Origin of the sequence: Kribbella sp. NPDC049227, from assembly GCF_043197265.1 — a bacterium.
Lineage (GTDB): Bacteria > Actinomycetota > Actinomycetes > Propionibacteriales > Kribbellaceae > Kribbella.
This window is the reverse complement of sequence record NZ_JBICST010000010.1, coordinates 128,395-140,862: the sequence shown is the minus strand read 5'-3', so window position 1 is coordinate 140,862 and position 12,468 is coordinate 128,395. Positions and strand designations below refer to the sequence as shown.

The following is a 12,468-nucleotide window of genomic DNA, read 5'->3' as shown; positions in this document are numbered from 1 at the left end:
CCGGGGACCGGTACGCCGGGCGGCGCGCGGAGCGCACCCGATTCGGGACTCAGCGCACTTTCCTGCTACTGTTCTGCACGTTCCTGAGCCCCCGTAGCTCAGGGGATAGAGCACCGCCCTCCGGAGGCGGGTGCGCAGGTTCGAATCCTGCCGGGGGCGCGGACGATCTGGGCGATTCATGCTCGCGGAGTGCGCGAGGTGTGGATCGCCCGGTGTGTTTTGTGGGGGTGCGACCCCCACGCCCCGCCCGGAGGGGCTTCGCCCCCCGGACCCCCCATTGCGGGGGTTGCTGTGGGTGCCCACGGCGGGGTTGCTGGGGTGCCTACGGCGGGGTTGCTGGGGTGCTACGGCGGGGTTGCGGTCGGTTACTTGGGGTTGCGGCTTCGGTTGGGTCAGAGCGTCAGCAGGAGGGCGGCGGCCAGGACGGATCCTACGACTGCGCCGCCGTAGCAGAGGATGACGATTGGTACTGCGTAGCGCTTGAGTTGTAGGCCGTCGTAGAGGGTGTAGCGGAAGCGGTGGGCCCAGTGGAACAGGGCCAGGGCGGACAGGCCGAACAGCACCAGCCGGGTCAGCGGATTGCTCAGTACGGCGTGCAGGTGCGCATGCGTCGGTGGTGTCAGCCAGTCCAGCGGGAACGCGATGCCGAACAGGAAGAGCAGGATCGGGAGCATCAACGCCGCGACCATGCCGCCGGAGCTGAACAGCATCCACAGCAAGGGTTCGGGCGAGCGGCGGTGGTTCATCGCAGCACCAGCCACGCGACGATTGCCGACAGCACCAACAAGGCAAGGTAGTGCGCGGCAACGATCTGCCGCGGCGGCACGCGGCGCCCGCGCGCCTTGACCACCATGGCTCGCGGCGCCAGCCCGAACCAGGTCACCACGTGCAGCAGCAGGAACAGCAGCGCGATCACGTTGATCGCGACCATCCACCACTCGCCGCTGCGGTCCAGGAACCGCTGGTACGACGCCGGCCCGTCGCTGACCGCGTTGACCAGCAGCAGGAGGTAGACCACCGTCCACGCGACGAACACGCTGCTCAACTCGCGGAGCACGAAGAGCAGATAGGAACGGCGCTCGAGCCACCACAACAGGTGGACCGGCCGCTCGTACACACTCACCGCCGGCTCCTCGGCATCAGCAGGTCCTTGATCGCCTGGGTCGCCGCGGTCAGCTTGTACCGCTGGATCGCGCCCGCCGGGTCCACGCCCTTCGGGCACGCGGCACTGCACTCGCCGACGAAGGTGCAGGGCCAGATCCCTTCCGGCGACGACAGTACGGCGAGCCGCTCGTCGGCACCCTCGTCCCTCGAGTCGAGGTTGTAGCGCTGCGCAAGCGCGATCGCCGCCGGTCCGACGAAGTCCTGGTCGAGGGCGTACACCGGGCAGGCCGAGTAGCACAGCATGCAGTTGATGCACATGCTGAACTGCTGGTAGTCCTCCAGTTGCTCCGGTGTCTGCAGGTACTCGCCCTCCTCGAGCGGGCTGTGCACATCCCGGATCAGCCACGGCTTCACGCTCGGTAGCTTGTCCATGAAGTCACCGATGTCGACGACCAGATCGCGGATCACCGGGAAGTTGTGCAGCGGCTCGATCCGGATCGGCCCGGGCGCGTAGTCGGTCAGGAAGGTGGCGCAGCTCAGCTGGGGATCGCCGTTGACCGTCATCCCGCAGCTGCCGCAGATGCCCATCCGGCACGACCACCGGAAGGACAGCGTGCCGTCCAGATGGTCCTTGATGTAGCTGAGGCCGTCCAGGACCGCCCACTGCTCACGCAGCGGAACCTGGTACGACTGCATGACCGGTTCGGTGTCCACCCCGGGCCGGAAGCGCGCGACCTCGAGGGTGATCTCGTCTGCCATCACTACCTCCCGTACACGCGTTCGCCCGGCGGCCAGCGGGTGATGGTCACCGGTAGGTACGTGACGCGGCCGGTGCCGTCCGGTTGACGGCGTACCAGCGAATGCGCCAGGAAACGATCGTCGTCGCGGGCCGGGAAGTCGGTGCGCTGGTGTGCGCCGCGCGACTCCTCCCGCCGGAGCGCACAGGCGATGATGCTCTCGGCAACATCCAGCATGAACCCCAGCTCGAGCCACGCGATCAGCTCGGTGTTGAAGTTCGTGCTGTGGTCGTCGATCGCCGCGTGCTGGTACCGCAGCCGCAGCTCGGCCAGCCGGTGCTCCGCCTTGGCCAGCGAGTCGCCGTCGCGATAGATCCCGGCGCCGTTCTCCATCGTGGTCTGCATCTCGGTGCGGATGTCCGCGATCCGTTCGTGACCCTCGGCACGCCGGGCCAGCTCCCCGGACAGCCGCCGCTCCTCGTCCCGGCCCTGCGCCAGCACAGCCTCGGGTACGGCGACCCGGTAGCGGCCGGCGAACACCGCGGCGGCCCGGCCGGCCCGGGTGCCGAACACCAGACACTCCGGCAACGAGTTCGACCCCAGCCGGTTGGCGCCGTTGATGCTGACACAGGCCACCTCACCGGCGGCGTAGAGGCCCTCGAGCGACGTGGCACCCCGGATGTCGGTGTGGATCCCGCCCATCATGTAGTGCACGACCGGCCGCACCGGCACCAGTTCCTTCACCGGGTCGATGTTCTGGTAGTTCGTGCACAGCTCGCGGACGAACGGGAGCTTGGCGTCGATCAGCTTCGCACCCAGGTGCCGCAGATCCAGGTGGACGACCGGCCCGTACGGCGTGTCGGTCGTCCGGCCCTTCTCCACCTCGTGCACGAAGGCCTGGGACAACCGGTCGCGCGGGCCGAGCTCCATGCTGCGCATCACCGGCGTCGGCGACGGCGTACCGAGGTCGTAGTCCTGCAGGTAGCGATAGCCGTCCTTGTTCAGCAGCCAGCCGCCTTCGGCCCGCGTCGCCTCGGTGATGAGGATGCCGGTGAACGGCAGGCCGGTCGGGTGGTACTGCACGAACTCCATGTCCTTGAGCGCCGCACCGGCCCGGTACGCCAGCGCCATGCCGTCACCGGTCTTGATGTTCGCGTTCGTGGTGAACGGGTAGACGCGGCCGCACCCGCCGGTGCACACGATCACCGTGCTCGCGGTGATGGTCTCGATCCGCCCGGTGGCCAGTTCGATCGCGACCACGCCGTACGCGCGGCCGTCGTCGACCAGGATCTTCGTGACGTACCACTCGTCGTACCGGACGATGTCGGAGTACGAGAGCGCGGTCTGGAAGAGCGTGTGCAGCAAGTGGAAGCCGGTCCGGTCGGCGGCGAACCACGTGCGCTTCTTCTTCATGCCGCCGAAGGCCCGGACCGCGATCCGTCCGTCGGGCTGCCGGCTCCAGGGGCATCCCCAATGCTCGAGCCGGAGCAGCTCGCGCGGCGCCTCGGCGACGAACGCCTCGACGGCGTCCTGGTCGCAGAGCCAGTCGCTGCCGGACACCGTGTCGTACGCGTGCTCGTCGAGGCTGTCGTCGTCCGCGGCAACGGCCGCGGCGCCACCCTCGGCCGAGACCGTGTGGCTGCGCATCGGATAGACCTTCGACACGACCGCCACTCGCAGCGCCGGGTTCGTCTCGGCCACCGCGATGGCAGCACGCAGCCCGGCGCCGCCGCCCCCGATGACCACGACGTCATGGAAGGTGGTCATCAGGCCTCGTGCTCGCCGCTGTGCTCGTCGGACAGGACCTTGCCGTCGTGCCGGACGGTCCGGATCCGCACACTCCCGTCATGGAACTCGTGCTGCATGTGCCGGCAGCCGCAGGCGTAGTGCATGTCGTCGAGCCGGAAGCCCTCGAAGTCGTCCTCCTGGCTTCGGTCCGCATCGCCCAGCCGCCCACAGGGCGCCCGCTCCCCCGTGAGGTGGGTCTTCGTCCCGGTCATCCTCCAACCCCCTAACCGCTCGAGGCGTTTGTGACCTACATCACGCCTCGATAGTGCGCCTAGGTTTTCGCGGCGGCAATGAGTCGCCGGGAAGAACTACTGCTTGTGCTCTCGCCATTCGCGTTCGAAGGGCAGGCGCCAGGCTCGGGGCGCGATCAACTGGTGGATCGCGTTCGGGCCCCAGGTGCCGGGCTGGTAGGGCTTCACCGGCGGCGGATCGTCCAGCAGCAGGGCCGAGCGGTCCCAGAGCGACTCGATGCCTTCCGCGGTGGTGAACAGGGTGTGGTCGCCGCGCATGGCGTCGAGGATCAGGCGTTCGTACGCCTCGAGGACGTCGCCCGCGCTCTCGGTCTCCTGGGTGGAGAACTGCATCGAGAGCTTCTCCAGCCTCATCCCCGGACCGGGGCGCTTGCCGTAGAAGGACAGCGAGACCCGGGACGAGTCGGCCAGGTCGAAGGTCAGGTGGTCCGGTCCCTGCGAGCCGACGCCGGAGCCGGCCGGGAACATCGTTTTCGGGGCCTCCTTGAAGGCGATCGAGATGATCCGCTGGCCTTCGGCCATCCGCTTGCCGGTGCGCAGGTAGAACGGCACGCCGGCCCAGCGCCAGTTGTCGATGCCGACCTTCATCGCGATGAAGGTCTCGGTGTCGGAGTCCGGCGCGACCCCGTCCTCGTTGCGATAGCCGCTGTACTGGCCGCGGACCACGTCCTGGGTCTGGATCGGCAGCATCGAGCGGAAGACCTTGTTCTTCTCCTCGGAGATCGCCCGCGGCTCCAGTGCGGTCGGCGGCTCCATCGCGACGAAGGACAGCACCTGCAGTACGTGGGTGACGACCATGTCCTTGAACGCGCCGGTCGGCTCGTAGAACGTGGCCCGCTGGTCCAGCCCGAGCGCCTCGGGGATGTCGATCTGCACGTGGTCGATGAAGTTGCGGTTCCAGATCGGCTCGAACAACCCGTTCGCGAACCGGAACGCGAGGATGTTGAGCGCCGCCTCCTTGCCCAGGAAGTGGTCGATCCGGAACACCTGCGACTCGTCGAAGGTCTCGTGCACGAAGTCGTTCAGGTCGATCGCGCTGGCCAGGTCGTCGCCGAACGGCTTCTCCATCACCACCCGCGCGTGGTCGACCAGATCCGCGTCGCGCAGCATCGCGATCACGGACTGGGCCGCCTTCGGGGGCACGGACAAGTAGTGCAGCCGGCAGGCGTCCGGGCCGAGCAGCGCCTCCGCCGACTTGACCGCGGCGGCGAGCGCCTCGGGGCCCGCGGTCACCGGCACGTACTCGAGCCGGTCCGAGAACTGCGCGCACTCCTCGTCATTCATCCGGTGGGTCCCGAACGTCTCCACGGCCTCCTTGGCCCGGGCCCGGAACTCGTCCGTGGTCAGGTCCTCGGTCGCCGACCCGATGATCCGTACGTCGGGAGCGAACTTGGACTGCTGCAGATACGCCAGACCTGGCAGCAGTTTCCGCTTGGCCAGGTCACCGGTCGCGCCGAACAGCACGATCACGTGCGGCGCCAGCGGCTCCGGGTCGCGCCGCGACGGCCGCGACCCCGGTGCCGGATACGCGATGGTCTGGGTACGGTCAGGCATTCAGTCCTCCCACGGACGCCACCGAAGCCAACATCCGCAGTCTAAGTGCCTGAGGTGACGCTCCGCCGTCAGGCGGATTGCCAGAGCCCGAGGATGTTGCCTTCCGGGTCTTCGAAGTAGGCGGCGAAGCCCATGTCGCCGACGGCCAGCTTCTCGCCGACCTGCTTGCCACCGAGGCTCTCGACGGTCTTCAGCGCTGCGTCCACGTCGGTCACGTCGATGGTGAGCACCGGGCGGGTGAGCTCCTCCGTGCGCTGGAACATGCCGCCGTTGATGAAACCAGGCTCGGACGGCATCGCCTGGTCGTCCACCGGTCCGGTCGACGCCATCGTGTAGTCCATCTCGGGCATCTCCATCAGGTTCCACCCGAACGCCTCGCGGTAGAACGTTCGCGCTCGCTCACCGTCGTCGTACGGAACCTCGAAGTGCACAATTCGGCCGCTCATAGCCATTCCCCTCCCCGGGTGGTCCACTGCTGCCCGACGCTAGTCCTGGCAGGTCGTTTCAGCCAGGTCTGGACGAACTACGGTGGAGCTGTCTGTTTCCGTCCGGACCGTTCGTCGGTGGGGTGAGACCGGCTGTGGAGGAGGACCATGAAGTACCTGCTGATGATCTGTGGTGACGAGTCACACGCGAACGACGGCTGCGGCGGCTGGTCGGAGGAGATGGAGCAACGCGGCGTGGTCGCGGGCGGTGCCGGACTGCGGCCGCCGGCGGAGGCGACGACCGTGCGGGTCCGCAACGACGAACTGCTGCTCACCGACGGCCCGTTCGCGGAGACCAAGGAGCAGATCGGCGGCTTCGTGCTGATCGACTGTGCCGACCTGGACGAGGCGATCGAGATCGCCGCCAAGCACCCGGCAGCGGGCTACGGCACCATCGAGATCCGCCCGGTGCTGGAGCCACCGCCGGGGGTGAGGTGACGTTCGAGGAGATCTACCGGCAGGAGTGGGGCCAGGTGGTCGCCACCCTGATCCGCGTGACCGGTGACTGGGAGCTCGCCGAAGAGGCCGCGCAGGAGGCGTTCGCCGCGGCCTTGGAGCGCTGGCCGCGGGACGGCGTACCGGACAAGCCTGGTGCCTGGCTGACCACCACCGCACGCAACCGCGCGATCGACTGGCTACGCCGGGAAGCGGTCGGCACCGCCAAACTGCAGGAGGTGGCTGCGATGACCTACGAGCCTGACCCGCCGTACGAGGTGCCGGACGACCGGCTGCGGTTGATGTTCACGTGCTGCCATCCGGCGCTGGCCATGGAGGCCCGGGTCGCGTTGACACTGCGGACGCTGGCCGGACTCAGTACGGCGGAGATCGCCCGGGCGTTTCTGGTGCCGGAGACAACTATGTCCAAGCGACTCACCAGGGCCAAGCAGAAGATCCAGCACGCCGGTATCCCCTACCGGGTCCCACCGTCGCATCTCCTGCCCGAGCGGACGCCCGCAGTACTGGCTGTCCTCTACCTGCTGTTCAACGAGGGGTACTCCGATGTCGTCCGCAGCAGTCTGAGTGCTGAGGCGATCCGGCTGACGCGGCTGCTCGTGCGGCTCATGCCGGACGAGCCAGAGGCCGCCGGACTGCTCGCCCTGATGCTGCTCCACGACGCACGCCGCGAGACCCGCCTGACCGCCGACGGCGAGCTGATCACGTTGGAGGACCAGGACCGGACTCGGTGGGACGGCGATCTGATCGCCGAGGGCGAGGCACTCCTCGAGACGACGCTCCGCCGCGGCGCACCGGGGCCGTATCAGGTGCAGGCCGCGATCGCCGCCTGTCATGCCACCGCGCGTACGGCGGCCGACACGGACTGGCCGCAGATCGCGGCCCTGTACGGACAGCTCAAGCAGACACCGGTGGTCGCGCTCAATCGGGCCGTCGCCATCGGCATGGCCGACGGGCCAGGCGTGGGGCTGCGGCTGGTGGACGACCTGGCCGCCGGTCCGTTGACCGGCTATCACCTGCTCCCGGCGACCCGGGCGGACTTCCTGCGGCGCCTCGGGCGGTGGTCCGAGGCGGCATCGGCGTACCGGGAGGCGATCGAACTGGCCGGGACGGACGCGGAGCGCCGATTTCTGCGACGAAGGTTGAGTGAGGTGTCTGTCCGGGCCTGATCCGTTCGTCGGTGGGACGAAAGGAGATTGATCATGACTGACATCCGAGCGGCCGTCGCGGGTGAGCGGACCGACCTCGCCGGCGTCCTCGCCGGTCTGTCCGCGGACGACTGGGACAAGCCGAGCCTGTGCGAGGGCTGGCAGGTGCGCGAGGTCGTTGCCCACATCACCATGCCGTTCCGCTACTCCACACCGCAGTTCCTGCTGGGGATGGTGAAGGCGCGCGGGAAGTTCGACCGGTTCGCCGATCGGGCCGCCCGGCGTGACGCGGCGACCTTGAGCGCGGCGGAGCTGACGGCCAGTCTGCGCGACAACGTCCACCACGGGTGGAAGCCGCCGGGCGGTGGGTACGAGGGCGCGCTGTCGCACGACGTGATCCACGGCCTCGACATCACCGTTGCCCTCGGCATCGACCGGACCGTGCCGGCCGACCGGCTGCGCCACATCCTCGGCGACCTGAAGCCACGCCAGCTCAAGTACTTCGGCGTCGATCTCACCGGACTCGAGCTGCGCGCGACCGACCTGGACTGGACCTTCGGCACCGGCGAACCCCTCACCGGCGCGGCTCAGGACCTGCTGCTGATCCTGTCCGGACGCTCACTCCCGCCGGGCCACCTCACCGGCCCGGCGGCCGGTCGCTTCACGACAGGCGTCTCCCGCTGATCATCAGCCTGCCGCCCTCAGTGCGCTCCCGGACCGAGGATCAGGACAGTTCGGCGATCCACTTGCGCAGCTCGGCGTCGGACACCTCGCTGGCAAGCGTCACATGCGCGAACGGACCTGCGGCCGTCACCAGCGCAATCGTCACGTCGGTCGGGCTGCTCGCGAAGGATGCCGCCATCGCACCCTTGATGTCGACGCCGACCGGGGCGGGGAACGTTCCCGCCGTCTTCAGGACCGAGTCGACAAAGGCCTTCTCGTCCTCGGGGTTGAGCAGCGAGCCCTTCCAGTCCTCATCCGGGGCCGCGAAGAGGAAGCCCACCACGGCCGGTTTGCCGTCGTGCGTCATCGGCAGCACCCGGCCGAGTGTGGCGCGGATCCCGTCCGCCGATCCTGACACGACGACGTACGGGTTAGCGGCGTACAGGGCCGTGTTGATGTAGCCGCCACCGACGGCCGGAAGCTCTGCGGGCGGCATCCCCGGCTCCTCCTCGGACGGTTCGGTCGGGAGCGTGTCTTCACCCGGCGGCACCTCGGTGGAGAAGGTGTCGGCCTTGATCACCGGATCGAACGTCACCTCGGTCACGACGTCGGCTCCGCCGTTCCGCATGAGCAGGCCGGTCTTCTCGTCGAGCGCGATCTCCCGCGCCTCCAGCGGCTCGGTCGGATCGGTGTCGCTCGGTACCACCTCGTCGCAGTGGTACCGAACCGCGGTCCGGCCGAACAACGTCCTCGTGCCCAACTTCTTCGCTTGGGGGCAAAGCTTCCGGAACTCGTCGGTGTCAGGCCGGTAGAACCACGTGACGATGGGGAACTCGTCCTTGTCGGGATTCTCCATGCGCTGGTACTTCGGGGACTCCTCGGGAAGGTAGATCAGCAGCGCCTTCCCGTCCCAGACCTGGGAATACCTGACGCTCGGTCCGTCGATCACCGAAAGCCGGTACCTACCGCTCCGATCAGCGATCACCTCGAAGGTCTCGGAGGTGCCGCCCTCCTCGCTCACACTGCGAATCCGGACCACCTCCGACGCGTCGCCCGTGTCGGCCTGCTTCTCACCACACCCACCTGCCGCAACGACCATGGCGACAGCCGCGATCTTCCACGCGTTCCCCCACCACACAGCCATGACGACTGCGCTCCCTCCCCTGTCGGCGAAGTTCAGGGGCGGTTGAGCTCAGTGTGCTCTCCCGGGCCCTGCCTGCACAGGGCCCCAGGAGTTCACGGTCAGAGGAGCCGCGGGTGGGTGAGGTTCGGCTTGCGAACGCCGGTTGTCCGACGGTTCGCGGGCTGGTGGCGGAAGAGACGGCCGCCGTAGCGGAGCCACTGTGGCCGGCCGTTCGCGTCGAAGACGAAGTTGACCCGGATGTGGGTTGGTTGGCCGGACGGGTCGAGCGCGAGGGCGTACCCGTTGCGGTCGAACGCGAGCCGGAGCGCGACCTCGCCGCCGACCTTGGCGACCAGCTCGCCGTCGTCGGCGACCAGGTCCAGCCCGAGGTCGCTCGGTTGGCCGTCGAAGCCGATCTGCTGCGAGACGTACCTCCCTTCGCACGCCGCCAACCGGTGCGGCGGCAGTTCCCGCGGTACGGCGCGCAGGTTGCTCACGTCGGCGAACTCGCGCAGCGCCCAGTCGTCGGCGAACAGCTCAGCCACCAGAGACGGACCGCTCTCCGAGTTGGTGAGCAGCGTGATGGCGAAGTCGCGCTTCGGGACCAGGAGGAAGCCGGAATGCTGACCGGACCAGTCGCCGCCGTGCTGTACGACGGTCGGTCCCTCAGCGGTCGGCCGCAACATCCAACTGACCCCGACGCCGTTGAGCTCGACGAACAGCGTGCCGCCGGGACCCGGGTTGGACTGCATCGCGCGGCGGGATCGGTCGGTGAGCAGGTGCGGGAACCCGGAGTGGCCCAGGTGGTAGCGGGCATACCGCAGCTGGTCATGGGCGCTCGAGATCAGCCCGCCGGCCGCGTGCAGGCTGCGCGGCATCGCGTCGAAGGCCGGCTCGACCACGGGCTTGCCGTCGACGATGTTGTGCGACGCCGCGATGCTGAAGCCCTCCAGTTCGCTGCGGAAGTACCGGCTGTGGGCCAGTCCGAGTGGATCGACGACGAGCTCGCGGACGGCTGACTCGTACGGCTTGCCGGTCACGACCTCGAGGATCCGTCCAGCGATCCCGATGGCCGCGTTGTTGTACGAGAACACCTTGCCGAGCGGCGTGAGTTGTGGGACTTGCGCCATACCGGCGACGTACTCGGCCAGCGCATCGTCGCCCTGACCGGTGTCGAGGAAGTAGTCGCCCTGCCAGCCGGCCGAGTGGTTCAGCAACTGGCGGACTGTGACGCGGGCGGCGACCGAGGAGTCCGAGGTGGTGAAGTCCGGTAGATACCGGCGTACCGGCGCGTCCAGGTGGATCCGGCCTCGTTCGACCAGCCGCATGATCGCCATGGCGGTGAACGTCTTGGTGGTCGACCCGATCCGGAACACGGTGTCGGCGGTCACCGGCGCCTGCGTGTCGACGCTGGTCACGCCGAAGCCGCGGACGTACTCCCGGCCGCGGTACCACAGGCCCAGGCCGACGCCCGGGATCGCGTACTTCGCCATCCCGGCCTCGATCTTCTCCGCGAGGCGGCCGATCGCGGCGGGTTCACGAACGCTCCCGGCGACGGCGGGCAGGGCGGGTACGGCGGCCAGCGGTACGGCGGCGGCCGCGGCGCGGAGCACGGTCCGCCGGGAGAGGGTGGTTGGTTGGTCCGAACGGTGGATGAACTGCGAGTGGAGCGACACGGCAGTCTCCTCGGTCGAGGGCAAATGCTTCCGTTCGAGATATTATTACCAAAGTTGGGATCAATGGGAGGCCTTGCCATGAAGGAGTCGCCGACGCCGGTGGCGGATCTGCTGCTGCATCCGGTCCGCTGGCGGATCGTGCAGCGGGTGTTGGGCCGCGAGCTGACCACCACCGAGCTCAAGCACGACCTGCCGGACGTCCCGGCCACGAGCCTCTACCGGCACGTCGCCGTACTGATCGAGGCCGGCTACCTCACCGTGGTGCGCGAGCGGCGGGTCCGCGGTACGACCGAGCGCACGCTGTCGCTGGACCAGACGAAGGTCGGGCGGATCGACGAGCGGGAGGCGCGCGCGATGACGCCGGAGCAGCACCGGCAGGCGTTCCTGCTGATGCTGACCCGGCTCGCCGCCGACTTCGACCGCTTCGTCGAGCGCGGCGACCTCTACCCGCGGCTCGGGCAGCTGGGCTACAGCCAACTCGCCCTGTACGTCGACGCCGATGATCTCGCCACGCTTCGCGAGGGCCTCAACGCCCTCCTCGAACCCCACCTCCAGCAGAAGCCCGGCAAGGACCGGCTGACCCTGTCGCTGGTCTCGTTGCCCGACGTCTAGGCTGCGCGCATGCGGGAGATGTTGGTGATCGGGGTCGGTGCGGGCGATCCGGAGCAGGTGACGATGCAGGCCGTCGCGGCGCTGAACCGGGTCGACGTGTTCTTCGTGCTGGACAAGGGCGAGGTCAAGCAGGAGCTCGTGGACCTGCGCGAGGAGATCCTGCGCCGGTACGCCACGGACAAGGACTACCGGGTCGCGGTCGGCCGCGACCCCGAGCGGGATCGGACCACTTCGGCGTACGTCGAAGCCGTTGACGACTGGCGGCGGCGCCGGGCCGATGTGTGCGCCGAGCTGATCGCGGCGAACCTCGGTGACGATGAGGTTGGCGCGTTTCTGGTCTGGGGCGATCCGTCGCTGTACGACAGCACGCTGGCGATTCTGGACGACATCCTGGCTCGCGGCGAACTGGCGTTCGAGGTCGAGGTGATTCCCGGGATCAGCAGTGTGTCGACGCTGGCCGCACGGCACCGGGTCGGGCTCAACCAGGTGGGCCGGCCGATCCAGATCACCACCGGCCGGCGACTCGCGAAGGCCTGGCCGGAGGACGTGGACGACGTGGTCGTGATGCTGGACGCGCAGACGGCGTTCACGTCGTACGTCGACGAGGATGCCGAGATCTACTGGGGCGCGTACCTCGGGACCCCGGACGAGCTCCTCATCTCCGGCCCGCTCCGCGAGGTCGCACCCGAGATCGAGAAGGTCCGCGCCGAAGCCCGCGACCGCAAGGGCTGGATCATGGACACCTACCTGCTCAGAAGACGCAGCTAAACACACCGCCTCCGCCGGCGGAGGCGAGAGCGCGGAGGAACGGCTAGACCAAAGGTGTAGGTGGGCTGGACTTCGGGACGAAGCGGTGGGTAGGGGGTTGCGGCGA

At 68.6% G+C, this 12,468-nt stretch carries 14 protein-coding genes and 1 tRNA gene; 6 read left to right on the top strand and 9 right to left on the bottom strand.

Annotated elements, in window-relative coordinates:
• Positions 1-87 precede the first annotated feature (87 nt).
• Positions 88-159: transfer RNA gene (locus tag ACGFH6_RS40080), tRNA-Arg, on the top strand.
• Between the two features lie 233 nt (positions 160-392).
• Here the strand turns inward: ACGFH6_RS40080 and frdD are convergent.
• The 7 genes from frdD to ACGFH6_RS40045 all read right to left on the bottom strand — a co-directional run bounded on the left by frdD (position 393) and on the right by ACGFH6_RS40045 (position 5,880).
• Positions 393-746 carry a fumarate reductase subunit FrdD gene (gene frdD, locus ACGFH6_RS40075; RefSeq protein WP_393395499.1) on the bottom strand — a complete coding sequence of 118 codons (354 nt, stop codon included), beginning with the start codon at positions 744-746 and terminating at the stop codon, positions 393-395.
• Positions 743-1,123 (bottom strand): fumarate reductase subunit C, encoded by a 381-nt coding sequence (locus tag ACGFH6_RS40070; protein ID WP_393395497.1) that lies wholly within the window; start codon positions 1,121-1,123, stop codon positions 743-745. Before ACGFH6_RS40070 ends, frdD begins: the two co-directional genes overlap by 4 nt.
• On the bottom strand, positions 1,120-1,863 hold the full coding sequence (locus ACGFH6_RS40065) for a succinate dehydrogenase/fumarate reductase iron-sulfur subunit (protein ID WP_393395494.1): 744 nt from the start codon (positions 1,861-1,863) through the stop codon (positions 1,120-1,122). Before ACGFH6_RS40065 ends, ACGFH6_RS40070 begins: the two co-directional genes overlap by 4 nt.
• A gap of 2 nt (positions 1,864-1,865) precedes the next feature.
• Positions 1,866-3,608, bottom strand: coding sequence for a fumarate reductase (quinol) flavoprotein subunit (gene frdA, locus ACGFH6_RS40060; RefSeq protein WP_360446539.1), 1,743 nt, complete (start codon positions 3,606-3,608; stop codon positions 1,866-1,868).
• Positions 3,608-3,841, bottom strand: coding sequence for a hypothetical protein (locus ACGFH6_RS40055; protein WP_131356142.1), 234 nt, complete (start codon positions 3,839-3,841; stop codon positions 3,608-3,610). Before ACGFH6_RS40055 ends, frdA begins: the two co-directional genes overlap by 1 nt.
• A gap of 96 nt (positions 3,842-3,937) precedes the next feature.
• Positions 3,938-5,434, bottom strand: a complete 1,497-nt coding sequence (zwf, locus tag ACGFH6_RS40050; protein ID WP_393395490.1) for a glucose-6-phosphate dehydrogenase — start codon at positions 5,432-5,434, stop codon at positions 3,938-3,940.
• 68 nt (positions 5,435-5,502) lie between these two features.
• On the bottom strand, positions 5,503-5,880 hold the full coding sequence (locus ACGFH6_RS40045) for a VOC family protein (RefSeq protein WP_393395487.1): 378 nt from the start codon (positions 5,878-5,880) through the stop codon (positions 5,503-5,505).
• A 147-nt stretch (positions 5,881-6,027) separates the two neighbouring features.
• On the opposite strand from ACGFH6_RS40045, the gene ACGFH6_RS40040 reads away from it, so the two are divergent.
• Genes ACGFH6_RS40040 through ACGFH6_RS40030 form a run of 3 tightly spaced genes read left to right on the top strand, consistent with a single transcriptional unit; the run spans position 6,028 to position 8,204 of the window.
• Positions 6,028-6,357, top strand: coding sequence for a YciI family protein (locus tag ACGFH6_RS40040; protein WP_360446535.1), 330 nt, complete (start codon positions 6,028-6,030; stop codon positions 6,355-6,357).
• Complete coding sequence (locus ACGFH6_RS40035) at positions 6,354-7,541, top strand: RNA polymerase sigma factor (protein WP_393395484.1); 1,188 nt, start codon at positions 6,354-6,356, stop codon at positions 7,539-7,541. Before ACGFH6_RS40040 ends, ACGFH6_RS40035 begins: the two co-directional genes overlap by 4 nt.
• 33 nt (positions 7,542-7,574) lie before the next feature.
• The gene (locus ACGFH6_RS40030; protein WP_393395481.1) at positions 7,575-8,204 is read left to right on the top strand and encodes a maleylpyruvate isomerase family mycothiol-dependent enzyme; all 630 of its coding nucleotides are present in this window, start codon (positions 7,575-7,577) and stop codon (positions 8,202-8,204) included.
• Positions 8,205-8,244: 40 nt separating this feature from the next.
• Here ACGFH6_RS40030 and ACGFH6_RS40025 read toward each other — a convergent pair whose 3' ends face one another.
• Together ACGFH6_RS40025 and ACGFH6_RS40020 are read right to left on the bottom strand one after the other, a co-directional pair.
• Positions 8,245-9,327: a hypothetical protein gene (locus ACGFH6_RS40025; protein WP_393395478.1), complete on the bottom strand. Its 1,083-nt coding sequence runs from the start codon at positions 9,325-9,327 to the stop codon at positions 8,245-8,247.
• A 98-nt stretch (positions 9,328-9,425) separates the two neighbouring features.
• Positions 9,426-10,982: a serine hydrolase domain-containing protein gene (locus ACGFH6_RS40020; RefSeq protein ID WP_393395475.1), complete on the bottom strand. Its 1,557-nt coding sequence runs from the start codon at positions 10,980-10,982 to the stop codon at positions 9,426-9,428.
• Between the two features lie 78 nt (positions 10,983-11,060).
• Between ACGFH6_RS40020 and ACGFH6_RS40015 the strand changes: the two genes are divergently transcribed.
• Both ACGFH6_RS40015 and cobF read left to right on the top strand, forming a co-directional pair.
• Positions 11,061-11,594: a helix-turn-helix domain-containing protein gene (locus ACGFH6_RS40015; RefSeq protein WP_393395472.1), complete on the top strand. Its 534-nt coding sequence runs from the start codon at positions 11,061-11,063 to the stop codon at positions 11,592-11,594.
• A 9-nt stretch (positions 11,595-11,603) separates the two neighbouring features.
• Complete coding sequence (gene cobF / locus ACGFH6_RS40010) at positions 11,604-12,362, top strand: precorrin-6A synthase (deacetylating) (protein ID WP_393395470.1); 759 nt, start codon at positions 11,604-11,606, stop codon at positions 12,360-12,362.
• Positions 12,363-12,468 lie beyond the last annotated feature (106 nt).

Excerpts from the sequence above, each read along its gene's own strand:
- ACGFH6_RS40025 (WP_393395478.1), bottom strand. The coding sequence starts at position 9,327 with ATGGCTGTGTGGTGGGGGAACGCGTGGAAGATCGCGGCTGTCGCCATG.
- frdD (WP_393395499.1), bottom strand. The coding sequence starts at position 746 with ATGAACCACCGCCGCTCGCCCGAACCCTTGCTGTGGATGCTGTTCAGC.
- ACGFH6_RS40045 (WP_393395487.1), bottom strand. The coding sequence starts at position 5,880 with ATGAGCGGCCGAATTGTGCACTTCGAGGTTCCGTACGACGACGGTGAG.
- ACGFH6_RS40015 (WP_393395472.1), top strand. The coding sequence starts at position 11,061 with ATGAAGGAGTCGCCGACGCCGGTGGCGGATCTGCTGCTGCATCCGGTC.
- zwf (WP_393395490.1), bottom strand. The coding sequence starts at position 5,434 with ATGCCTGACCGTACCCAGACCATCGCGTATCCGGCACCGGGGTCGCGG.
- cobF (WP_393395470.1), top strand. The coding sequence starts at position 11,604 with ATGCGGGAGATGTTGGTGATCGGGGTCGGTGCGGGCGATCCGGAGCAG.
- ACGFH6_RS40065 (WP_393395494.1), bottom strand. The coding sequence starts at position 1,863 with ATGGCAGACGAGATCACCCTCGAGGTCGCGCGCTTCCGGCCCGGGGTG.
- ACGFH6_RS40030 (WP_393395481.1), top strand. The coding sequence starts at position 7,575 with ATGACTGACATCCGAGCGGCCGTCGCGGGTGAGCGGACCGACCTCGCC.
- frdA (WP_360446539.1), bottom strand. The coding sequence starts at position 3,608 with ATGACCACCTTCCATGACGTCGTGGTCATCGGGGGCGGCGGCGCCGGG.
- ACGFH6_RS40055 (WP_131356142.1), bottom strand. The coding sequence starts at position 3,841 with ATGACCGGGACGAAGACCCACCTCACGGGGGAGCGGGCGCCCTGTGGG.
- ACGFH6_RS40040 (WP_360446535.1), top strand. The coding sequence starts at position 6,028 with ATGAAGTACCTGCTGATGATCTGTGGTGACGAGTCACACGCGAACGAC.